17 protein-coding genes are annotated in these 21,674 nt (G+C 62.4%); 6 read left to right on the plus strand and 11 right to left on the minus strand.

Features of this window, described 5'->3' with window-relative positions; all coding sequences use genetic code 11:
- Positions 1-354 (minus strand): DUF2147 domain-containing protein (locus WEB61_RS03965; RefSeq protein WP_368063027.1); only part of this gene is annotated, 354 nt, incomplete at its 3' end.
- Positions 355-588: 234 nt separating this feature from the next.
- On the opposite strand from WEB61_RS03965, the gene WEB61_RS03970 reads away from it, so the two are divergent.
- Positions 589-2,658 (plus strand): 3-hydroxyacyl-CoA dehydrogenase NAD-binding domain-containing protein, encoded by a 2,070-nt coding sequence (locus WEB61_RS03970; protein ID WP_368063053.1) that lies wholly within the window; start codon positions 589-591, stop codon positions 2,656-2,658.
- A gap of 65 nt (positions 2,659-2,723) precedes the next feature.
- Entirely contained in the window at positions 2,724-3,092 is a 369-nt protein-coding gene (locus WEB61_RS03975; protein WP_368063028.1) for a limonene-1,2-epoxide hydrolase family protein, read from the plus strand.
- A gap of 7 nt (positions 3,093-3,099) precedes the next feature.
- On the opposite strand, the gene WEB61_RS03980 is transcribed toward WEB61_RS03975, so the two are convergent.
- The 6 genes from WEB61_RS03980 to WEB61_RS04005 all read right to left on the minus strand — a co-directional run bounded on the left by WEB61_RS03980 (position 3,100) and on the right by WEB61_RS04005 (position 10,601).
- Positions 3,100-3,843, minus strand: coding sequence for a peptidase (locus tag WEB61_RS03980; RefSeq protein ID WP_368063029.1), 744 nt, complete (start codon positions 3,841-3,843; stop codon positions 3,100-3,102).
- A 44-nt stretch (positions 3,844-3,887) separates the two neighbouring features.
- On the minus strand, positions 3,888-4,706 hold the full coding sequence (locus tag WEB61_RS03985) for a transglutaminase domain-containing protein (RefSeq protein WP_368063030.1): 819 nt from the start codon (positions 4,704-4,706) through the stop codon (positions 3,888-3,890).
- A gap of 13 nt (positions 4,707-4,719) precedes the next feature.
- Positions 4,720-5,661 carry an alpha-E domain-containing protein gene (locus WEB61_RS03990; protein WP_368063054.1) on the minus strand — a complete coding sequence of 314 codons (942 nt, stop codon included), beginning with the start codon at positions 5,659-5,661 and terminating at the stop codon, positions 4,720-4,722.
- Positions 5,662-5,677: 16 nt separating this feature from the next.
- A complete protein-coding gene (locus WEB61_RS03995) occupies positions 5,678-7,096 on the minus strand; it encodes a circularly permuted type 2 ATP-grasp protein (protein WP_368063031.1) in 1,419 nt (472 codons plus the stop codon).
- 187 nt (positions 7,097-7,283) lie between these two features.
- Positions 7,284-8,579 carry a lytic murein transglycosylase gene (locus WEB61_RS04000; protein WP_368063032.1) on the minus strand — a complete coding sequence of 432 codons (1,296 nt, stop codon included), beginning with the start codon at positions 8,577-8,579 and terminating at the stop codon, positions 7,284-7,286.
- A gap of 36 nt (positions 8,580-8,615) precedes the next feature.
- Positions 8,616-10,601, minus strand: a complete 1,986-nt coding sequence (locus WEB61_RS04005; protein ID WP_368063033.1) for a beta-galactosidase — start codon at positions 10,599-10,601, stop codon at positions 8,616-8,618.
- Between the two features lie 73 nt (positions 10,602-10,674).
- On the opposite strand from WEB61_RS04005, the gene WEB61_RS04010 reads away from it, so the two are divergent.
- The 3 genes from WEB61_RS04010 to WEB61_RS04020 all read left to right on the plus strand — a co-directional run bounded on the left by WEB61_RS04010 (position 10,675) and on the right by WEB61_RS04020 (position 15,467).
- Positions 10,675-11,988, plus strand: coding sequence for an alpha-glucosidase/alpha-galactosidase (locus tag WEB61_RS04010; protein ID WP_368063034.1), 1,314 nt, complete (start codon positions 10,675-10,677; stop codon positions 11,986-11,988).
- 130 nt (positions 11,989-12,118) lie between these two features.
- Complete coding sequence (locus WEB61_RS04015; protein WP_368063035.1) at positions 12,119-13,807, plus strand: DUF368 domain-containing protein; 1,689 nt, start codon at positions 12,119-12,121, stop codon at positions 13,805-13,807.
- 61 nt (positions 13,808-13,868) lie between these two features.
- Positions 13,869-15,467, plus strand: a complete 1,599-nt coding sequence (locus tag WEB61_RS04020) for an MHYT domain-containing protein (protein WP_368063036.1) — start codon at positions 13,869-13,871, stop codon at positions 15,465-15,467.
- On the opposite strand, the gene galK is transcribed toward WEB61_RS04020, so the two are convergent.
- Together galK and WEB61_RS04030 are read right to left on the minus strand one after the other, a co-directional pair.
- Positions 15,464-16,531 carry a galactokinase gene (galK, locus tag WEB61_RS04025; RefSeq protein WP_368063037.1) on the minus strand — a complete coding sequence of 356 codons (1,068 nt, stop codon included), beginning with the start codon at positions 16,529-16,531 and terminating at the stop codon, positions 15,464-15,466. The two genes, WEB61_RS04020 and galK, sit on opposite strands and share 4 nt — an antisense overlap.
- A complete protein-coding gene (locus WEB61_RS04030) occupies positions 16,528-17,562 on the minus strand; it encodes a galactose-1-phosphate uridylyltransferase (protein WP_368063038.1) in 1,035 nt (344 codons plus the stop codon). The genes galK and WEB61_RS04030 overlap by 4 nt, the downstream gene beginning before the upstream one ends.
- A gap of 193 nt (positions 17,563-17,755) precedes the next feature.
- On the opposite strand from WEB61_RS04030, the gene wbaP reads away from it, so the two are divergent.
- On the plus strand, positions 17,756-19,318 hold the full coding sequence (gene wbaP / locus WEB61_RS04035; RefSeq protein ID WP_368063039.1) for an undecaprenyl-phosphate galactose phosphotransferase WbaP: 1,563 nt from the start codon (positions 17,756-17,758) through the stop codon (positions 19,316-19,318).
- A gap of 309 nt (positions 19,319-19,627) precedes the next feature.
- On the opposite strand, the gene WEB61_RS04040 is transcribed toward wbaP, so the two are convergent.
- Both WEB61_RS04040 and WEB61_RS04045 read right to left on the minus strand, forming a co-directional pair.
- Positions 19,628-20,080, minus strand: coding sequence for a VanZ family protein (locus tag WEB61_RS04040; protein WP_368063040.1), 453 nt, complete (start codon positions 20,078-20,080; stop codon positions 19,628-19,630).
- A gap of 97 nt (positions 20,081-20,177) precedes the next feature.
- Positions 20,178-21,668 carry a mannose-1-phosphate guanylyltransferase/mannose-6-phosphate isomerase gene (locus WEB61_RS04045; RefSeq protein WP_368063041.1) on the minus strand — a complete coding sequence of 497 codons (1,491 nt, stop codon included), beginning with the start codon at positions 21,666-21,668 and terminating at the stop codon, positions 20,178-20,180.
- Positions 21,669-21,674: the final 6 nt, after the last annotated feature.

Below are 21,674 nucleotides of genomic sequence, written 5' to 3' on the forward strand. Positions count from 1 at the left end.
CGTTTCGCCGAAAAGCGGAATGCCAACATAGGGCCTGAGCTTCAGCCGGTTCGCGTCGAGCATCTCGATATTGCAATCGTAGCTCTTGTCCTTCTTGCGGCTGTAGGCTGTGCCCGACCAGGTGCCGGAACCGGAAGTCCTGAAGTCGATCAGGATTTTCGCCGCCGAACCGGCATCGCCGTCCGGGTCCGAGATGATTTCGACGACGGTGCCGCAAAGCGCCTCGCCGCAGGGCGCGATCTCGACAATGGCGTCTTCCTCGGCGGCGATCCAGCGACCTTCGGGGCCCCCGACAGCAAAACCCGGGCCTGCAAAGACGAACGCGGCCGCGAAAACGGCAAGCATGAGACGCATCTGACGATCCTCCCCCCAAGGTTGACGTAGCGATTGCTTGCACCGCCGCCGGAAGGCGTCAACCGTGAAAGCCGCAGCGCACGCAGATGTGATCGCTTGTTCAGCACCTGACCGGGGCCGATCAGCGCTGCACAGCATGGGGCCCCACCGGCGCTGGCGCGGGGGCCCCTCATCGCTATAATCCCGCGCAACCAACAGCCATAAAAGCCGCAAGGGAGCCCGTCCATGACGAAGATCAACGATGTCGCGACGCTGGAGAAGGAAGGCGAGATCGCCATTCTGACGCTGAACTCGCCGCCCGTGAACGCGCTGTCCGGACCGGTGCGCGAAGGCATCGCCAACGGCATCAAGCAGGCGATCGACGATGCGGACGTCAAAGCCATCGTGCTGATCTGCGAAGGCCGCACCTTCATCGCCGGCGCCGACATTACCGAATTCGGCAAGGCGCCGTCGGGCCCGAGCCTGTTCGATGCGCTGGCGATGATCGAGCACGGGCCGAAGCCCGTTATCGCCGCGATCCACGGCACGGCGCTGGGCGGCGGCCTCGAAGTGGCGCTGACCTGCCATTACCGGGTGGCGGTGCCGTCGGCAAAATGCGGACTGCCGGAAGTCAATCTCGGCCTGCTGCCGGGTGCCGGCGGCACGCAGCGCCTGCCCCGCATCGTCGGCCCGGAAAAGGCGCTCGAAATGGTGACGAGCGGGCAACATGTGGCTGCGAAGAAGTGCCTGGAGATGGGCCTCGTCGACGAGCTGACCGAAGAAGGCAAGCTCCGCGACGGCGCTGTCGCCTTCGCGAAGAAGATCGTCGCCGAAAAACGGCCGCTGAAGAAGGTGCGCGACCTCAACGACAAGGTCGAAGCCGCCCGCGGCAAGCCGGAAATCTTCGCCGACTTCCGCAAGACCAATGCGCGCAAGTTCCGCGGCTTCCTCGCGCCCGAATACAATATTCAGTGCATTGAGGCGGCGGTGAATCTGCCTTTCGACGAAGGCATCAAGGTGGAGCAGAAGCTCTTCCGCGAACTCGTGACGGGGACGCAGTCGGCCGCCCAGCGCCATGTCTTCTTCGCCGAACGCCAGGTCTGGAAGCTGCCGGACGTGCCGGCCGACACGCCGACCATCCCGGTCGAGAAGGTCGGCATCATCGGCGCCGGCACGATGGGCGGCGGCATCGCGATGAACTTCCTGAATGTCGGCCTCCCCGTCACCATCGTCGAGACGAAGCAGGAAGCGCTCGACCGCGGCATCGCGACCATCCGCAGGAACTACGAGAACTCGGCCAAGAAGGGCCGCTTCCCGATGGAAGAGGTCGAGAAGCGCATGGGGCTTCTCACCGGTTCGCTCGAAATGGAGGCACTCGCCGACAGTGACCTCGTGATCGAGGCCGTGTTCGAGAACATGGATATCAAGAAGGAAGTATTTTCGAAGCTCGACAGGATCGTCAAGCAGGGCGCCATTCTCGCAACCAACACTTCGGCGCTCAACATCGACGAGATCGCGACCGCCGTGAAGCGGCCGGAAGCGGTGATCGGCCTCCACTTCTTCTCGCCGGCCAACGTGATGCGCCTGCTCGAAGTCGTGCGCGCCGACAAGACCTCGAAGCCCGTCATCGCGACCTCGATGCAGATGGCGAAGAAGATCGGCAAGATCGCCGCGCTGGTCGGCGTCTGCCCGGGCTTCGTCGGCAACCGCATCCTCGCCCAGCGCCAGCGCGAGGCGCAGAAGCTCATCCTCGAAGGCGCGATGCCCTGGGACGTCGACCGCGTGCTCTACGATTTCGGTCTGCCGATGGGCCCCTTCGCGATGTCGGACCTCGCCGGCCTCGATATCGGCTGGTCGAAGGAGAAGTCGAAAGGCGAGACGATCCGCGACAAGCTTTGCGAGATGGATCGCCGCGGCCAGAAGACGGGCGCCGGCTTCTACGACTATGACGAGAACCGCAACGCCAAACCCTCGCCGGTTGTGGAAAAGATCATCCTCGATCACGCCGCCAGCAAGGGCATCAACCGCCGCAAGATTTCGGACGACGAAATTCTCGAACGCTGCATCTATCCGATGATCAACGAGGGCGCCAAGATCCTCGAGGAAGGGAAAGCCATCCGGTCCTCCGACATCGACATCGTCTGGATCAACGGCTACGGCTTCCCGGTCTATCGCGGCGGCCCGATGTTCTATGGCGACACGGTGGGCGCCGACAAGGTGCTGGCCAAGATGAAGGAATTCCAGGCGCAGATGGGCGACGACTTCAAGCCCGCCGCGCTTCTGGAAAAGATCGTCGCGGAAGGCAAGAAGTTCGCGGACTTCTGATCGAATGAAAAACGGGGCGGTGCCGCAGGCATCGCCCCGAACTGTTTCCGAGAAGGAGGTCTTGCATGAGCGACAACGAAAAAATCATCCGCGACTTCGTCGACGCCTGGCCGCGGCTCGATGTGGACGAGATCGTCGGTTATTTCACGGACGACGGCGTCTATCACAACATGATGCTGGAACCGGTGAAGGGCCGCGAGGCGCTGACGGGCTTTATCGGCGCCTTCGTCGCCAACTGGTCCGACACGAAATGGGAAATCCTCAATCTTGTTTCGCATGGCAGTCTCGTTGTTGCCGAGCGCATCGACCGCATGAAGGTCGGCGGCAAGCAGGTGGCCCTGCCCTGCTGTGGCGTCTTCGAGATGGAAAACGGCAAGATCAAGGTCTGGCGCGACTATTTCGACCTCGGCACGTTCACCAGGGCCGCGAGCTGACCGCCGCCTAGAACTCCCAACCGGGCCCGGGAATGGCGCGGTAGGCTTGCGTCAGCGCGTCGGACCATGAGCGCCGGAGCCCGGCGAAATAGGCATCGTCGTCCTTGATGCGCCGCTGCAGCGCCACTTTCAGCGCCTTGCGGCGATAGACCATCAGGTCGATCGGCATCCCGACGGAAAGGTTCGAGCGCATCGTCGAATCCATCGAGATCAGCGCCAGCTTCAACCCGTCACCGAGATCGGTGTCATAGGTGAGCGCCCGGTCGATGATCGGCTTGCCGTATTTGTGTTCGCCGATCTGCAGATAGGGCGTGTCTTCCGTCGCCTCGATGTAGTTGCCGGCCGAATAGACCTGGAAGAGGCGGAGCTCGCCATTGCCGACCTGGCCACCGAGCAGAATCGAGACGTTGAAATCGCCGGCCTGCGCCTCGAGCGAGGGCCCGTCGGTGCGGTAGACGTCGCGCACGGCCTGCCCCATCAGTTGCGCCGCACGCACCATGGTCGGCACGGTGTGGAGCGTCTCAAGCTCTTCGCCGTCGCCGAGCCGCACCCCCTGCTCGACCGCCCGATTGATGGCGGCCTGACTGATCGCGAGATTGCCCGCCGTCATCAGCCCGATCACCCGCTCGCCCGGATGTTCGATGACGGTCAATTTGCGGAAGGTGGAGATATTGTCGACGCCCGCATTGGTACGGGTGTCCGCCAGCATCACAAGGCCGCCTTCAAGCCGAAGTGCGACGCAATAGGTCATCGAAGTCTCCCGGTCTCTTCTGTTTCTTGTCGTCAGGGCCCGCGCTATTGCTGCGCCGCGCCGTCGTCCACCTTGAGGCGAACCTCGAGTGTTTCCTCGCCGCCGCCGCGACGGCGGCCCCGGACGGGTGAGGCCTCCAGATAGTCAAGCCCGCAGGCGACCCGCACATGGGCTTCCGTCGGGCAGATGCGGTTGGCGACGTCGAATCCCACCCAGCCGAGGCCCTCAATATAGGCCTCGGCCCAGGCGTGGCTAGCCTCATATTCGGCGTCGCCCTCGAACCAGAGATAGCCGCTGACATAGCGCGCCGGAAGCCCCGCATGGCGCGCCGCCGACAGGAAGACATGGGTGTGGTCCTGGCAGACACCGTAGTGATGCGCCACCGCTTCGGCCGCCGTCGTCGCCGCATGCGTTTCGCCGATCCGGTAGTCGACGGCGTCGCGCACCGCGTCCATCAGCCGGTGGGCAAGATCGAGCGCCGTGCCGTCCGACGCGGCCTTCGCTGCCGCGGCGAGATTGCGGATCGCATCGTTCGGCGCGGTCAGTTCGGTCTGCCGCAGGTAGAAGACCGCCGGCAGCGGCTCGGCCATACCGCCGACAACGCCGCCCGCATCGCAGGTTTCGACCTCGCCGGAGACGCTGAGCGTCAATGTGTCATGCAGCTTTTCGAGATAGAGCATCTGCAGGACATTGCCGTAGGCGTCGCGGCTTTCGCGCATCGTGCCGGCAGGCGACGAAGCGACGCGCCACGAGAGAACCTTCTGCGAAGCGTGGTCGAGCGGCCGCAGCCGGAGCGCCTGCACCGAATAATTGGCGGGTGTCTCGTAGCGATAGGTGGTTTCCTGGCGGATCAGAATTCGCATCGGCGCAATCCTATCACATCAGGTAACCGCGGCTGATCTCGATGCCGAGCCGGTCGTTCTGATCGATATGCTCGGTCAGGAATTCGTGCAGCCCCTGCCGGAACACATCGTCGACCTTGCCGAATCTGAGGCGCGAATAAATCTGCCCCGCCATACGGTGCGCCTCGTTGCGCTGGCCGTATTCCTCGCCCAGCCTGTCGAGGCATTCCTTGATCTCGGCCGCGCAACTGATGAGCGAGCGCGGCATTTCCTCGCGCATGATCAGGAATTCGGCGATCAGCCAGGGCTTCAGTCCTTCCTTGTAGACCGCATTGTAGCTGCGATATCCGGAAACGGCGCGCAGGATCGCCGCCCATTGATAATAATCGATGCCGCCGCCGACTTCGGCATGTTCGGGCAGCAGCAGGTGATACTTGACGTCGAGAATGCGCGCCGTGTTGTCGCTGCGCTCGATGAAGGTGCCAAGGCGGGTGAACCAGTAGCTGTCGCGGCGAAGCATGGTGGCGACCGTGCCGCCGTGAAAGAGCAACGAGCGATCCTTCACCCAGTCGAGAAAGCGGTGCAGGCCGCTGCCGCGCATCCGCGCCTCGTTCCAGCTCGGCAATTCGAGCCAGGCCGTGTTGAGGCTTTCCCATTGCTCGGTGGTGAGCGCGGTGCGCACGGCACGTGCATTGCGCCGCGCGGTCTCGATGCAGGAGCGGATGCTGGACGGGTTCTCCGGATCGAACGCCAGATAGGAGATGACGTTCTCGGGTGTCGCCTCGTCGTACTTCTGATAAAATTCTTCCTCGGAACCGGAAACGACGACCGTCGAATGCCATTCACCACCGTCGGCGTCAGCGCCCGACGGCATCAGCGACAAACGGTCGGTCACGCGCAGGATGCGCGCAAGATTTTCGGCTCGCTCCATATAACGGGCAAGCCAGAAGAGACTGTCGGCGGTGCGGCTCAACATCATCGGGTTCGGCGCCTCAACTCTTCAGGACCCACGTGTCCTTGGTGCCGCCGCCCTGACTCGAATTGACGACGAGCGAGCCCTCGCGCATCGCAACACGCGTGAGGCCGCCCGGCACGACGCGCGTCTCCGCGCCCGAGAGCACGAAAGGCCTGAGATCGACGTGACGCGGCGCGACGCCTTCGTCGACAAATGTCGGACAGGTCGAAAGCGCCAGCGTCGGCTGGGCGATATACTTCTCCGGTGCGGCCTTGACGCGCGCGCCGAAGGCGGAAATCTCGTCCTTCGTCGCCTTGGGCCCGACCAGCATGCCGTAACCACCCGAACCATGCACCTCCTTGACGACGAGATCGGCGAGATGCTCGAGCACATAGGCCGCGTCGTCCGGTTCTCCGCAGCGCCATGTCGGCACGTTCTTCAGGATCGGTTTCTCGCCGAGATAGAACTCGATCATCTTCGGCACATGGATATAGATCGACTTGTCGTCGGCAATGCCGGCGCCGACCGCATTGGTCAGATTGACGTTGCCGGCGCGATAGGCGCTCATCAGCCCGGCGACGCCGAGCGCCGAATCAGGCCGGAACGAGAGCGGGTCGAGAAATTCATCATCGACCCGGCGATAGATGACGTCGACGCGTTTCGGCCCCTGCGTGGTGCGCATATAGACGATGTCGTCCATCACATAGAGATCGGGCCCTTCGACAAGCTCGACGCCCATCTGGTCGGCCAGAAACGAGTGTTCGTAATAGGCGCTGTTGTAGATGCCGGGCGTCAACACCACCACCGTCGGTTCGCCCGGACAATTGCGCGGCGCGACCGAACAGAGCGTCCGCAACAGCTCATCGCAATAGTGATCGACCGGCGCGACATTGTAGCGCGAGAAGAGATCGGGAAAGAGCCGCATCGTGATTTCGCGGTTCTCCAGCATGTAGGAAACGCCGGACGGCGTGCGGCAGTTGTCCTCGAGAACGTAAAACTCTTCCGGGCCGACGCGCACCATGTCGATGCCTGCGATATGCGTGTAGACGTTGTATGGAAGGACGACGCCCTGCATCTGGCAGCGCCAGGTTTCGTTGAGCAGTATCTGGCCACGCGGCACGACGCCGGCATTCAGAATTTCCTGCGCCCCATAGACATCGGCGATGAAGGCGTTGAGCGCCTTGACGCGCTGAATGAGGCCATCGGAAATCTGCCTCCATTCGGCCGCCTCGAGAATGCGCGGGATGATATCGAAGGGGATGAGGCGCTCCGGGTCGCCGCCCTCGCCATAGACGGCGAAGGTGATGCCGATGCGGCGAAAAAAGGTCTCCGCTTCATCGCGGCGAAGTGTCAGAATTTCGGTCGGCGTCTCGTCGAGCCAGGCTTGCAGTATCCGATAGGCCTGCCGCACCTCCACGCCACGTGGTCCCATTTCATCGAAGATGGCCGGCGCCATGACGCTCCTGTCGTTTGCGACGATTGTTTCGCCTTTTTCAAGCCTATAGGGAGAGCAAAAGCGATGCCACGCCCGGATATACGGCGTCGGTGGCTTTTGCGCGCACAAACAAGGGTTTCCTGACCGGTTTTTGGGGCTGCCGGGCCGCACCGCCGCCGCCTAAAGAGGCAGTCTGCTCAAAAGCTCTTCAGGGACGACGCAGGCGCTCCAGCAATTCAGGCGTCGGATAGCCATCGGCCGGCATCCCGGCCGCAACCTGGAAAGCACGGATCGCCTTGCGCGTGTTGAAGCCGATAATGCCGTCGACGCCACCTGTGTCGTAGCCGCGATCGCTCAGAAGCTGCTGCAGCTCGAGGCGCTCGCTGCGACCGAGCGGGTGATCGCCGCGCGGCCAGGAACCCACGATCTCGCCACGGCCCTTGAAGCGGTCGGCAAGGAGATGCACCGCCAGCGCATAGGAGGTCGAAGCGTTGTAGGCGAGCACGATGCGGAAATTGTGCATGACGAGAAAGGCCGGCCCCTTGTGACCCGAGGGCAGGAAGATCGAGGATTTTTCCTCCGCCTCGCCGCCGGGGAAAGGCCGCCCGTCGATACGCGCGACACCGGCCTTTGCCCACTCGCCTTGGGTCTTTGAAACCGACATGTCGGCTTCGGCAAAGTTGAAGCCTTCCGGAAGCTTGACCTCGTAGCCCCAGACCCCGCCGCGCCGCCAACCGGAATTCTGCAGATAGTGGCCGGCCGACGCCAGCGCATCCGCATGGGAATTCCAAATGTCGCGTCTGCCATTGCCGTCGAAATCGACTGCATGGACATTGTAGGTAGTCGGAATGAACTGCGTCTGGCCCATGGCGCCCGCCCACGAGCCCAGCATGCCTTCGGGCTCGATGTCGCCTTTCTGAAGAATCTGCAGGGCCGCAATAAGCTGCGTATTGCCGTATTCCTGACGGCGGCCGCGATAGCCGAGCGTCGCCAGCGAGCGGACCACGCTCATGCTGCCCTGGAACGTGCCGTAGTTCGATTCAAGCCCCCAGATCGCAACCAGAACATGACGGTCGACGCCATATGCCGCCTCTATTCTATCGAGCAGCGCCTTGTTTTCCGCAAGAAGCGCCTTGCCGCGCGCCACCCGCGTGTCAGACAAGGCCCCTTCGAGATATTCCCAGACGGGCCGGGTGAATTCGGGTTGGCTCTCATTCGCCTCGACGACTCGTTGATCGGGACGGATGCCACGCATCGAACGATCGAAAGTCTGCGGCGCAACGCCGGCCTTGAGCGCCGCCTCGCGAAATCCCGTCAGCCAATCGGCAAATTGCGCGTCGTCGGCCAAAGCGGCGGCACTACCAGGCGGTGCCAAAGGCGGGCCGGGTTGCGCATCGGCCGCACAGCCCGTCATTGTGAGACCGAGCAGCGCAATGGCAACCACGGTCAACCGCAGCGGAAGCCGGACCCGCAAAAGGAACCCCGGACGGAAAGAAGCTGGCATTCGCGCACTCCAACGCATGTCGTTCGGCAGACGCTATCACGACCCGGCAAAAAATCGAGAGACTGCAATACCGCCGACATCGAGCGCCGGTGCCCCGAGCACAAAATCCTTATCGGGGAAATGAGGCGAGATATCGACCGGCTCCGGACCATAGTTAAAGACGAAACGATAGATCCCGCGCCGCCGTGTGCGAAGACCGGGCGGCAGCGGGGCAACGGAGAGCCCGGCTTCGCGTGCCAGCCGCTCGACGATGCGTTCGAGAAGACCCTTGTCGGGCGTTCCGGCGAGGTAATGCGCGCGACCATGCCGCGTCAGCGCGGGTTGGTCATCCTGCGTTTCGGCCAGAACCTCCGTTCCCGGCGCGGCCACGACGAACTCGCGCCAGCGGTCGAAGGCGAACACCTCATTGTCGTAACGCACGGAGACGGCCGAATAAGGCCGAAAGCTCTCGGCGCGCGTCACCCTGACGCCGAGGACACCGGCCAGCGGACCGGGCGCGAGATTATCGGGAATGCGATGCGAGGCGGTGCGGCTGCCGGTACGCGGCCCGACCAGCAGCGTGCCCTCGAAATTCACCAGCGCGGCGGCCAGCACGTCCGGGACATGCGGCATCGGCGGCACCAGCACAAGCGCATAAGAGGATAGATCGGCATGGGGCCCGACAACATCGATGTCGAGGCCGAGGCGCCGAAGCGCGCGATACATCGCGAAGACCTGTTCGACGTAGGTGAAGTTGCGGCCCTGCGGCTGCACGCGCAGGAACCATGCCGCCTCGTAGGAAAAGACCAGCGCCGCCTTCGCCGGTGCGGGTTGTCCAAGCGGCCCGAGCATGGCGAGATCGGCCGACAATCGTTCGACTTCGCCCAGCGCTCGGTCGGGTGTGTTGTCGGGAAGATTGAGGCCTGCGTGAAACTGCTCCTGCGCGAACGGCGCTTGCCGCCAGCGAAAGTACGAAATCGTCTCGGCACCGTGCGCAAAGCCTTCGAGGCCCCAGAGGCGGACCAAGCCAGGCATCGCGTCGGTATTGTATTGCGCCCAGTTGACGGGCCCCGGCTGCTGCTCCATCACCCAGAAGCGCCCGCGACCGGCACCGCGATAGAGATCGTGGTGGAAAGCCTGCATATCGGGGTCGCCGGTGCGTGCGAAAGCCGCCTTGTGCACCATCTCTCCCGGAAAGACGTCGAGGCTGCCGAGCGGATAGGAATCCCAGGTCGCAATGTCGAGGTCCTTCATCACCGCGTAGTGGTCGAAGTCGAGAAAGAAGGTCATGAAATTGTGCAGGATGTCACGTCCCGGCGAAAGCGCGCGGATAATTCCGGTCTGCACGCGGTTGAATGCTGCGACCTGATCGGACGAGTAGCGGTGGAAGTCGGCGCGGTGAGACGGGTTGGTCTCAGTGACGGCGCCCACGGGCAGGTCGATCTCGGCGAAGTCGCGATATTCCATGCTCCAGAAAACATTACCCCATGCCTCGTTGAGCGAGTGGATGTCGCCGTACCGCTCTTTCAGCCAATGACGAAAGCCGACAAGCGCCTCATGCGAATATGAGAGGACCGTGTCGTGGCAGCCATATTCGTTGTCGGTCTGCCAGGCGACGATGCCGGGATGCCCGCCGAACCGCTCGGCAAGCGCTTTAACGATGCGCGCGCATTCGCGCCGGTAGCCGGCATGGGAAAAGCAGTAGTGGCGGCGCGAAGAAAAACCGCGCGTGCGGCCGCGGGCGTCGACCGGCAGCATGTCGGGCATCTGGTCGACCAGCCATTTCGGTGGCGTCGCCGTCGGCGTGCCGAGCACGATCTCGAGCTTCTCGCCATGCAGAATATCCAACGCACGGCCGAGCCAGCCGAAATCATAGTGACCGGGGCGCGGCTCGAGGCGCGACCAGGCAAACTCGCCGATCCGCACACGCTTGATTCCGGCCGCCCGCATCCGCCGCGCATCTTCCAGCCACATCGCCTCCGGCCAGTGCTCGGGGTAGTAGCAGACACCGATCGTGGCATCGGCGGCACGCGGTTCGGCCATGGATTCCTCCTTCGGTTTTCTCTAACTTGCCGGAAACGGTGGCGGGACCGCAAGGCGGCATGAGGGACGGTACATGACCAGGGTTTGTTTGATCGGCGCGGGCAGCACGGTCTTCATGAAGAATCTCGTCGGCGACATCCTGCTGAACGAGATTTTTGCCGGTTGCGAGATCGCGTTGCACGATATCGACGAGGCACGCCTGAAAACCTCTGCCGTCGTCGCGACCAAGATCGCCGATGCGCTGTCGGTATCGCCGACGATCACCGCGACAATCGACAGGCGCGAGGCACTGAAAGGCGCGGACTTCGTCATCGTGATGATCCAGGTCGCGGGCTATAAACCGGGCACGGTGACCGATTTCGAAATACCGAAGAAATACGGCCTGCGTCAGACCATCGCCGATACGCTGGGCATCGGCGGCATAATGCGCGGCCTTCGCACTGTGCCGGTACTGATCGATATTGCAAACGACATGCGCGAGCTCTGCCCGAATGCATTGATGCTGCAATACGTGAACCCCATGGCGATCAATTGCTGGGCGCTGAACCGCATGGCGCCCGACATCCGCCATGTCGGCCTCTGCCATTCGGTACAAGGCACCGCCTGGGAACTCTCGAAGGATCTCGATGTCGACCACAAGTCGCTGCGCTATCAATGCGCGGGCATCAACCACATGGCGTTTTATACCAAGTTCGAGCGAGAGCTGCCCGACGGCACCCGCGAAGATCTCTATCCGCGGCTGAAGGAAATCGCCGCAGCGGGTGGCGAGCCCGAATGGAACAAGGTGCGCTACGAAGTGCTACGCCGCACCGGCTACTTTGTAACGGAATCGAGCGAGCACTTCGCCGAATACGTGCCGTGGTTCATCAAACGCGACCGGCCGGAGCTGATCGAGAAATTCAATATTCCGCTCGATGAATATATCCGTCGTTGCGAGGAGCAGATTGCCGCCTGGGACGCTCAGGAGAGCGAACTGGTTTCGGCCAACCGACTGGAGGTGAAGTTCTCGGGCGAGTACGGCGCGAAGATCATGCGCGCCATCGCGACCGGCAAACCGGCGGTCATCAACGGCAACGTCGCCAATGCAGGCTTGATCGACAATCTGCCGGCCGGTGCCTGCGTCGAAGTGCCTTGCCTTGTCGATGGAAACGGCGTGACACCGACACGGGTTGGCACCCTGCCGCCGCATCTGGCCGCGCTGATGCAGACCAACATCAATGTTCAGTCGCTGACGCTCGAGGCACTGGCAACCGGCAAGCGCGAGCACATTTATCACGCGGCCATGCTCGACCCCCACACATCCGCTGAACTCTCGCTTGATCAGATATGGGGACTCGTCGACGACCTGATCGAGGCCCATGGAGACTGGATGCCGCGTTTCCACTGACGCGGGCAAAATAAAGATCCGTATCGCCCTGACAAAAATCCGATTTTTGTGTCATTTCCACGACGTAAATATAGAATCTCGGGTTGGTATGCGGCGGGGGCCGGAAGCGATTCGCGATTTGGGGGCCGACATGGAATTCGCACTGTCCAAAACATGGCACTGGAAAACGCTGCTGCTATGGACGGCGCTTTCGACTCTTCTCTTCGCTTCATGGTGGCCCATCGCCGTCACGCGCGAGTTCTGGGACGCCGTCGACCTTTGGGTCTTCCATGTATTGAACGCGACCGTGACCTGGGAACCGATGGCCGTGTTTTGGGCCTTGTCGGGCGACCGTCGCTTCGATTATTTCTCGGCTCTCGTCATCTTCGGAATCTATCTCGCCTACATCTCGCGCGACAACCTTGCGCGTTTCCGCGACGGCATCGCTTTCGGCATTGTGACGGCGGCGATTCTACTCGTCATTATCGTGCTCCAGCGGGAGATCATCTCCTTTTCACGCCTCTCGCCCGCGCTGGCCCTCGACAGTTACCACTCGATCCGGGCTCATGTTCCGTGGTCACTTGCGAAGGAGGGCTCCGACTCCAGCTTTCCCGGCGACCACGCTACCGTCGCGATGATCATCGCTGCCTTGTGGTGGGTCGGTTTCAACTGGCGCTTCGGACTTGTGGGGGCAACGCTCGGCGTGCTTTTCGCGTTGCCACGCATGGCGGCCGGCGCCCACTGGGCAACCGATGTTGTGATTGGAGGCGGCTTTGTGACGCTGCTGGCAGTCGGCCTCGTGCGCGGGACGCCGCTCGGCTGGTGGGTCTACGGTTTCGCCGTCCGTCAAACAGAGGCCGCACTCGGATTGTGGCTCGGTATCGTCGAAAAATTGAGCGTAGACGGCCGCGACAATCTCGATCCAACGCGACAGATTCTGCGCGGCATGTGCGTTGGAACGGCAGACCTCATACCGGGCGTTAGCGGCGGCACGATGGCTTTGATCCTCGGCATCTACAAACGATTGATCACCGCCATCGCCCATGCCGACATGGTGTTCCTGCGGCATCTACGGCAACGGGAAATCGCCGCTGCCCTGCGGCGGATCGATTTTCTCTTCCTGCTGCCGTTGGGAATTGGCGCAATACTCGCGATCGTCATCTTTACCCGTATCGTGCCATTGTCGGTTCTGGTAGCCGAGTTTCCGGAAGTGATGTTCGGTTTCTTTTTCGGGCTGATCGCCGCTTCCGTCGTCGGACTTCTGGAGCATGTCGGGGCCGGCAGCCGGTTGCATTGGATATGGCTGGTTCTTGGCGCCGCCTTCGGTCTCGCCATATCGATCCTCGTGCCGGTTCGTACGCCGGACGACATCTGGTTCGTCTTCCTCTGCGGCATGATCGCCATCGCCGCCATGCTGGTGCCGGGAATCTCGGGATCGTTCGCGCTGTTGATTCTCGGAAAATACACGGACATGATCGACGCGCTGGGGCGACTCGATTTTTCGTTCCTTGTACCGCTTGCCGCCGGCATCATCGCCGGGGCGCTCGCTTTCTCTCGCGCCATCGCCTGGCTGCTGACGCATTATCAGCGTCAAACAATGCTGACGGTGATCGGCATACTGGCAGGCTCGCTACTGGCGGTCTGGCCGTTCAAGGAACGTGAGTATGCTTTGATCGGCGAAAAAATGCGGCTGATCGCCTCTGAGCCCTATTTTCCCGATCGATTTGACGGTGTCGTCGCCATGGGGCTTGCGGCGATGGTGGTCGGCGCTCTGCTCTTCCAGCTGCTTGACCGGCTGGCTCAGCAATCGGACAGACCTGATGAAGAGCAGACTCATTAACTACTCCGCGTACTGAAAAACAAGGTTTTCAGTCGAGGTTAAGAGGCGCTTAAGTGCCCGCATGTTCCAATTCAGGGGCATGTTAACGATTTATAATTGCATCACGGTTGAACACGATCTGAACCTGGTTATTCTCGCCGGGCTCATTTGCCTGTTTGCCAGCCTTTCGGCGGTCAGCCTTCTTGCCCATGCGGCGGAAGCCGGGCCAGAACGTCGTGCGCTCTGGATTCTCGGCGCCGGCGTTGTGGCCGGCTGCGGCATCTGGGCAACGCACTTCATCGCCATGCTGGCCTTCCGCCCCGACGAACCCGTGAACTATGCGCCCGGCCTGACGTTTGCCTCGCTCATCATCGCGCTGGCGCTTTCAACCGCCGGTCTCTACATCGCCACCCGCGTGCGACCCGCAGGCATTGGCGGCGCGGTGCTCGGTCTCGCCATCGGCGCCATGCACTATGTAGGAATGGCTGCTGTCACCCTTCACGGTCATCTCGTCTGGGACCGCGATTTTGTCGTCGCTTCGATTGTCCTTGGCGTTGTTCTCGGCGCAGCGTCGCTGCAGACACTCTTCGCCATGCCAGGCCTCAAAGGACGGATCGCAGGCGCGACATTGCTGACACTCGCGATCTGCACCCTCCATTTCACCGGCATGGCGGCCGTCTCCATCGTTCCCGATCCGAGCATCCCGCTTGTCGAAAGCGCGGCAGATGCGCATTCGCTGGCGATCTCGGTCGCAGCCATCACCGTGCTGATCGTCGCGCTTGCCTTTGTCGGATCGGTAGTCGACCGTCATCTGGCCGGCCGCTCGGTAAAGGAAGCAGAACGCTTGCGCGCTTACGTTGCTGAACTCGAAGATACCAAGGAAAAGCTCGAGGTTACATCACGGGAGCTTCTGGTGGCGCTTGGTGCAGCCGCCTCTGCCGATCAGGCAAAGTCGCAATTTCTGGCGACGATGAGCCATGAGTTGCGGACACCTCTCAACGCAATACTTGGCTTTTCGGAAATCATGGCGTACGAAACTTTCGGTCCGCTCGGAAGCACCCGCTACAAGAACTACGCCGACGATATTCTCAAGAGCGGACAACACCTGCTGTCCTTGATCAATGATGTGCTCGACTTCACTCGCGCCGACGCCGGCGCGCTCCTGCTCACGGACGAAAATATCGACGTCGCCGAGGCGATCGCTGATGCAGCGCGCATGATCGAAGCACAGGCCACGAGCGGTAGCGTCGCCCTGTACGTCGAAACCAACGAGACATTGCCTCATATCCGTGCCGACCATCGGCGCATCCGTCAGGTCCTGCTGAACCTGTTGTCGAATGCTGTGAAGTTCACACCACCTGGCGGTGATGTTCGTATCACGACCGCCATCGATGACCAGTCGCTTGTCATCCGCGTTGTCGACACCGGAATTGGTATGGCGGCGGAGGATATCCCAACCGCCCTCGAACGGTTCGGCCAGATCGATTCCGACCTCGCACGCAAGTACGAGGGGACAGGCCTCGGTCTGCCCCTGTCGAAATGTCTGATGGAACATCATGGCGGCACATTGGAAATCGACAGCGAGCCGGGGCACGGCACGACGGTCAGCATCCGCTTCCCGGGAGAACGGATCCTGCCGTATCCGGCGTCATCGCAGGAAACGTTTCACGCCGCACGCTAGACGGAGCGTTCAGGCCCACCCTGAACAAGCCACGCAGCCGGATTATCCGCTGCGACGCGAGGCCACCAATCGGAAATTTTTCCCGACAGCAACGCGACGATGCAACCGCCGAAGCCGGCGCCGGTGAGACGCGCCCCGAAAGCACCCATATCGAGTGCACTCCGGGTCAGCCGGTCGAGCGCCGGTGTCGACACCTCGAAATCGCGTGCCAGCGATACATGACTTTCGTTCATCAGCACACCAAACGCCCGCACATCGCCAGCCTCGATTGCCTCCACCGCCGCGAGAACGCGCGCATTCTCGCTCACAACATGGCGCGCGCGCTTCAACATCTCTCCGTCGGTGAGCACTGAGAGCAGCGCATCGCTGGCATCGCGCAATGAAGGTACACCGAGCAGACGCGCGGCATTGGCCGTCACCTCGCGGCGTGCATTGTAGACGCCGTCGGCAAGACGACGCGGCTCGCCGCAATGAACGATCGCAAATCGGAATGCAGACGGCACCGGCACGAGACGGCCCGCATCGGTACGGCAATCGAGCAGCAAAGCCTGACCAGGGCGCCCGACGGCACTGGCCATCTGATCGAGAATGCCGCATTGAACGCCGCAATAGTTGTTCTCGCCGGCTCGCGCGAGACGTGCGATCTCGCTATCGGGCAGTGTCTGGCCGGTCAGCGCAAGCATCCCGCGCAATGTGGCGACCTCAAGCGCCGCCGAGGACGAAAGTCCGGCGCCAGACGGCACAGTGGAGCGCACCGCCACGGCAACCGGCGGCACATCGAAACCGGCTTTCACCAGTTCGGCCAATGGCCCCGCAATGTAATCGGTCCAATCGCGGCGTGGCGCGCCGAAAGGATCGAAGGCAAGTGTTGCATCCATTTCTTCGCTATAGGCGCAAAATTCGGGGGCCAGTGCCATCGCAACATGCGTTTCGAGCGTCAATGGCATCGGCAGGCAGAAACCTTCGGCATAGTCCGTATGGTCGCCGATCAGATTGACGCGACCGGGTGCCGACATCTCGGTCGCCGGCGCACGACCGAACACGCGCAGGAACGTCCCGCTCACGCGCCCCTCTCCGGATCAACCGCCTTCAAGCGTGCCGCCGCCTGCTCCGGCGGCACGTCGACCAGAAAAACACCCGTCCCCTGTTCGACGCCGGCGAGATATTTCAGCTTGTCGGCATCGCGCCGGAACGGCCGGAGCTCGACAGTCATGTGGAAGCTCTCTTCAAATCCGCGCGGGGCGGCCTGCACCGCCAGGATGTAGGGCATGGGCCGGCCGAACAGACCGTCGAGCCGCCGCACCGCACGCCGCAGCAACCGCGCGAGCGACAGCGTTTCAGCCGGCAAAAGCGCCTCCGGTCCGGCAACGCGGCGGCGTGGCGCAAGCCAGGTCTCGTAGGGATACATGGCAAAGCCCGGTACGAAGGAAACGGCAGCATCTTCGGTGTCGAGAAGCAATTCATGCGGCAGGTCCTCGATGAGGTGGGTGAGGACCGGCGCATCCTGCTGCGCCCTTGCGACCTTGAGCGCGCGTTGCGGCACGAAGGAGAAGGCATAAATCTGGCCATGTGGATGATGCAGTGTGACGCCGATCTCTTCGCCCCGGTTCTCGAAGGGGAGGACGAAGGCGAAACCTGCCTCGTCACGCAGCGCCTTGATCCGCGCGCCCCAGACCTCGATCAGCAGCGCCAGCCTGTCGACCGGCAGCGTGCCGAGGCCGCCGACATGATCGGCCGAGAACACCACCACCTCACAACGCCCATCGGCGGCCGATGTGGCGACACCGGCAACGTCGGGCACCCCGACGGCGCCGGGCGTCAGTGCGGGAAATCGGTTTTCGAAAACAGCAATCTCGAAATCGGCGAAGGGAATTTCGCCAAGACGGCCATCCGCGGCCGGGCAGAGCGGACAGGCAGCGGCATCCGGCAGGAACGTCCGCCCCTGCCGCGCACCGGCATAGGCGACCCATTCGCCCAGCAACGGGTGCCAGCGCAGATGCGCGGCAGCGGCATGTGGCTCGGCGGGCAACGCGGCGAGAAGCGGCACCTCGTGAGCTCCGCGCCCGTAGAGCAGAAGCTCGCGGCCGCCCGGCATCGAATGTCGTCTGACCGTAAACAGGTGATCCCCCTATGACGCTGTCCAATCTCTCATACCAATAGCGGATCGTGGCGGAAAGCGGCGTTAACGCGGCATTAACCATGAGCCGAAGTTCGGGCCGAAACCGCCGGTACTGGCGCGCTCCTTGCGACCTCACGAAACGACTGTCGCATTCGGACACAAAGTTGGCGTGAGTACCGTGACCGCATTGAACAAGCAGATTTCCGCATTCGAGGCCGCAACCCCCGTTGCCGTGCCTCTCCCCATCACCGCGGATGCGGCCACGCAGAAGCACAGCACCGGCTCGCGCCTGACGCCGCTGGCCGACCGCTTCATGCTGCTAATGGGCGACATGGGCGCTCTCGTGCTGGCCCAGCTTATCGCCGGTGCCATCGCTTTCGGCGTCAGTATCCAGCTTTTCAACACCGAATTCGGCGCTTTGGGCGCCGATGAACTGACCGGCCGCCTCGTCCGCATCGGTTTTCTGTTGATGTTGCCGGTGCTCTGGTGGGCAGCCAAAGGCCATTATTCCAAGCGCACGCCCTTCTGGGCCGAAACCAAGGAAATCGTTAAGGCTGTCGCCCTGGTGGCACTGGTTGACGGCTTCCTGCTCTATCTGACCAAAGACTACTTCTCCCGCCTCTGGATGCTCCAGGCCTGGGTTTGGGCCCTGCTGCTGGTGCCGGTGGCGCGTATCGCCATGAGACATGTGCTGAAGCGGTACGGGAGCTGGACCGCGCCTGTGTTGCTGATCGGCTCAAAAGAGAACGCCGACGAGGCCGCGCAAGTGCTCGAATCGGAACCCTATCTGGGCTACGAGATTGCCGGCACGATCGATCTCGACGAGCTGACCTCCGAAGCCAACGCCGCCAATCCTGGCAGCCTGCTCTACCGCGCCGGCGGCCAGCTCTCCGCGGCGCTCCGGCTGGCCTGCAACGGCTATGGCGCCCGTTTCGTGGTGCTGGCGCCCTCGCCGGAGGAAATGGCAAAGCTCGATCATATCTTGCGTGCGCTGCATCGCGCCCGCATCGCTTTTTCGATCATCCCACCGGTCAAGGGTATTGGTGTGATGGCGCTCGAGACCGGCAATTTCTTCAGCCACGACCTTGTCATGCTGACGCTGGCCGACAATCTGAACCGGCCAATGGCCCGCATCGTGAAGCGCAGCTTCGACCTTGCTGTTGCTTCGCTGGCGCTGATCGTGCTCTCGCCCTTTTTCTGGGCCGTTTCGACGCTGATCCGCCTCGATGGGGGCCCAGCCTTCTATGGCCACCGCCGCGTCGGTGAAAAGGGACGCGAGTTCCAGTGCCGGAAGTTCCGCACCATGCATGTCGACAGCGACACAATTCTGAAGAACATCCTCGACAGCGACCCCATGCGCGCGGCCGAATGGGCCCGCGACCAGAAGCTGCGCAACGACCCGCGCATCACGCCCGTCGGCGCCTTCCTGCGCAAGACGAGCCTCGACGAACTGCCGCAGCTCCTGAACGTGATCCGGGGCGAAATGAGCCTTGTGGGCCCCCGCCCCGTCACCTACCCGGAAGTGCTGCGCTATGGCGAGGACGCCGAATACTATCTCTCAGCCAAGCCCGGCATCACCGGCCTCTGGCAGGTCAGCGGCCGCAACGACACGACCTATATGCGGCGCGTCCAGCTCGACGCCTGGTATGTGAAGAACTGGTCGCTCTGGCAGGACATCGCGATCATGTTCAAGACCCTGCCCGCCGTACTGCTGCGTCAGGGCGCTTGCTGAGAATTCAGAGTTCGCGCTCCGGCGCCGTGTCCGTCGGGCCCGTACGGGCCCAGTTCCACGCGACGCCTTTTTCAAGCTCGGCGATTGAGCGGTTTCAAGGAACGAGTGAGGCAAGGCCGGCGGCGTCACGGCGATGGCGCGCCAATTGGCGAATTCCGTGCGCACTGTGTCGCTTACTCCACCGGGACATTTTGCCGACGGAACGCTCGGTCGCGGGATCAATCGACCGCCTGTAGAACAGGCCTTATTTGATCCGGTTCTGCCTAGCATTCCGGACGAGAATGAACACCTTGGCTGCACGGATGTTGATCAATCCTCGGCCACTGACGCAAGCGCTGGCGTCGCGTCACCGTCGAAGACAAGCGCTGCCGCAACGTCACAGCGCCATCTGGCAACAACAGCAGCAAACAGCACTCCCGCGCCTGAGCCTGCCAGAATCCCCAGCCCGTTTGCTGCAAGGTCATCCAGAGAACACGATCTTCCGGGAATGAAACCTTGCGCGAACTCAACCACGCCGCCGAGTAGAAAGAGGCCGGAAATAGCGGTCAGACGCAGCCGCCAGCGTGCCAACAACAGGGGCAAGAAAGCAGCCAGAAGCGCCCAGGCCAAGAAATGCACTAGTTTGTCGGCATGGGGGAAATGCGAAGACGGAGCAACGCCCGGCGCAAGCGAACCCGCAAGAACAATGAGACAGAGCCCGAACCAGACCGAGGCGAGCAGCAGCCGGACACGGCGAACAGTATGCGGGTCGCTGAAATTCACTTTGCCCCTCGTTGCGCGGGTCGGACCCGAAAGAAGGGCACGGATGCAGGTGCCAGACCGGACGTGAAGCGTGACAAATTCGGAAACGCCTGACAGGTCACTCGGCGGCGGGCTTCTCGACATCGCGGCCATAGACATCATCGAAACGGACAATGTCGTCCTCGCCGAGATAGGCGCCCGACTGCACTTCGATGATCGAGAGCGGTTCGCTGCCGGGGTTTTCGAGGCGATGCGTCGTTCCGACCGGGATATAAACCGACTGATTTTCCTCGAGAATCTTGATCTCGTCGCCGACGGTCGCCTGTGCCCGGCCCTTGACGACAACCCAGTGCTCGGCGCGGTGGTGATGCATCTGCAGAGACAACGCCGCACCTGGGTGCACCATCAGATGCTTGACCTGATGGCGCGCGCCGGCATCGAGGCTCTCGTAATAGCCCCACGGCCGGTGAACGCGACGATGCGCGTTGTGCTCGCTCCGCCCGGCATCGGCGATCCGCTCGACGATCTTCTTGACGTCCTGCACGCGGTTGCGCGCGGCAACAAGCAATACATCGCCCGTTTCGACGATTATGAGATTCTCGATCCCGAGCGTGGCAACCAACCCCTGCTCAGCGCGGATATAACTGTCGCGCGTATCCTCGGTGATCACATCGCCAACGATAACGTTGCCGTCCCCATCCTTTGTACCGACTTCCCAGAGCGCCGACCATGAACCGATGTCGCTCCAGCCCATATCGACGGGAACGACCACGGCCTCGCTTGTATGTTCCATCACCGCATAATCGATAGAGTCGGACGGACAGGCGGCAAAGGCCTGAGCATCGAGCCTGAGGAAATCGAGGTCGCGCGCCGCCTTCGCGACTGCCTCGGTAGCGCACGCGGCAATTTCCGGACAATGAACCCGCATCTCGTCGAGGATGCGGTCGGCACGGAACATGAAGATACCCGCGTTCCAGTCATATCCGCCTTCGGCGAGGTAACCCGCGGCTGTTACCGCATCGGGTTTTTCGACGAAACGCGCGATCGAAAAGCCCGTCTCCCCCGCGGACGACCCGTCGGAAAGAGGAGCGCCACGCTTGATATAGCCATAACCGGTTTGGGCTGCCGAAGGCACGACACCGAAGGCAACGAGCTTGCCGGTGCGGGCAAGCGCGGCGCCGGCCGCAACGGCACGGTGAAAAGCCTCGATATCGCCGATGTGATGATCAGCAGGCAACACCAGCAGGATACCCTGAGCGTCGCGTGCTTGCACAAAAGCGGCGGCGGCGGCCGCCGCGGGCGCCGTGTTGCGGCCGTCCGGTTCCAGGATATGAGCAAGGGGTGCAAGTCCCGCTTCCTGCATGTGCTGGGCTATGATGAAGCGTTGGGCCTCATTGGAAACGATGATGGGCGCTTCATAATGCGATGGGCCCGTCACGCGCAATGCTGTTTCGATCAGCATCGTTCGTTCCGTGACGAGCGGCAGCAACTGCTTCGGATAGAGCGCACGCGAGGTCGGCCAGAGCCGGGAACCGACGCCGCCCGAAAGGATCACAGGGTAAATCGACACATTGCTCATTGCGGGTGCACCGGATTTCTCCTGGGCCATGGCCCT

The organism is Parvibaculum sp. (assembly GCF_040882025.1).
Classification (GTDB): domain Bacteria; phylum Pseudomonadota; class Alphaproteobacteria; order Parvibaculales; family Parvibaculaceae; genus Parvibaculum.

Coding starts and splice junctions, on each gene's coding strand:
- WEB61_RS03975 (WP_368063028.1), top strand. CDS start 2,724: ATGAGCGACAACGAAAAAATCATCCGCGACTTCGTCGACGCCTGGCCG.
- WEB61_RS03980 (WP_368063029.1), bottom strand. CDS start 3,843: ATGACCTATTGCGTCGCACTTCGGCTTGAAGGCGGCCTTGTGATGCTG.
- WEB61_RS03985 (WP_368063030.1), bottom strand. CDS start 4,706: ATGCGAATTCTGATCCGCCAGGAAACCACCTATCGCTACGAGACACCC.
- WEB61_RS03990 (WP_368063054.1), bottom strand. CDS start 5,661: ATGTTGAGCCGCACCGCCGACAGTCTCTTCTGGCTTGCCCGTTATATG.
- WEB61_RS03995 (WP_368063031.1), bottom strand. CDS start 7,096: ATGGCGCCGGCCATCTTCGATGAAATGGGACCACGTGGCGTGGAGGTG.
- WEB61_RS04000 (WP_368063032.1), bottom strand. CDS start 8,579: ATGCCAGCTTCTTTCCGTCCGGGGTTCCTTTTGCGGGTCCGGCTTCCG.
- WEB61_RS04005 (WP_368063033.1), bottom strand. CDS start 10,601: ATGGCCGAACCGCGTGCCGCCGATGCCACGATCGGTGTCTGCTACTAC.
- WEB61_RS04010 (WP_368063034.1), top strand. CDS start 10,675: ATGACCAGGGTTTGTTTGATCGGCGCGGGCAGCACGGTCTTCATGAAG.
- WEB61_RS04015 (WP_368063035.1), top strand. CDS start 12,119: ATGGAATTCGCACTGTCCAAAACATGGCACTGGAAAACGCTGCTGCTA.
- WEB61_RS04020 (WP_368063036.1), top strand. CDS start 13,869: ATGTTCCAATTCAGGGGCATGTTAACGATTTATAATTGCATCACGGTT.
- WEB61_RS04030 (WP_368063038.1), bottom strand. CDS start 17,562: ATGCCGGGCGGCCGCGAGCTTCTGCTCTACGGGCGCGGAGCTCACGAG.
- WEB61_RS04045 (WP_368063041.1), bottom strand. CDS start 21,668: ATGGCCCAGGAGAAATCCGGTGCACCCGCAATGAGCAATGTGTCGATT.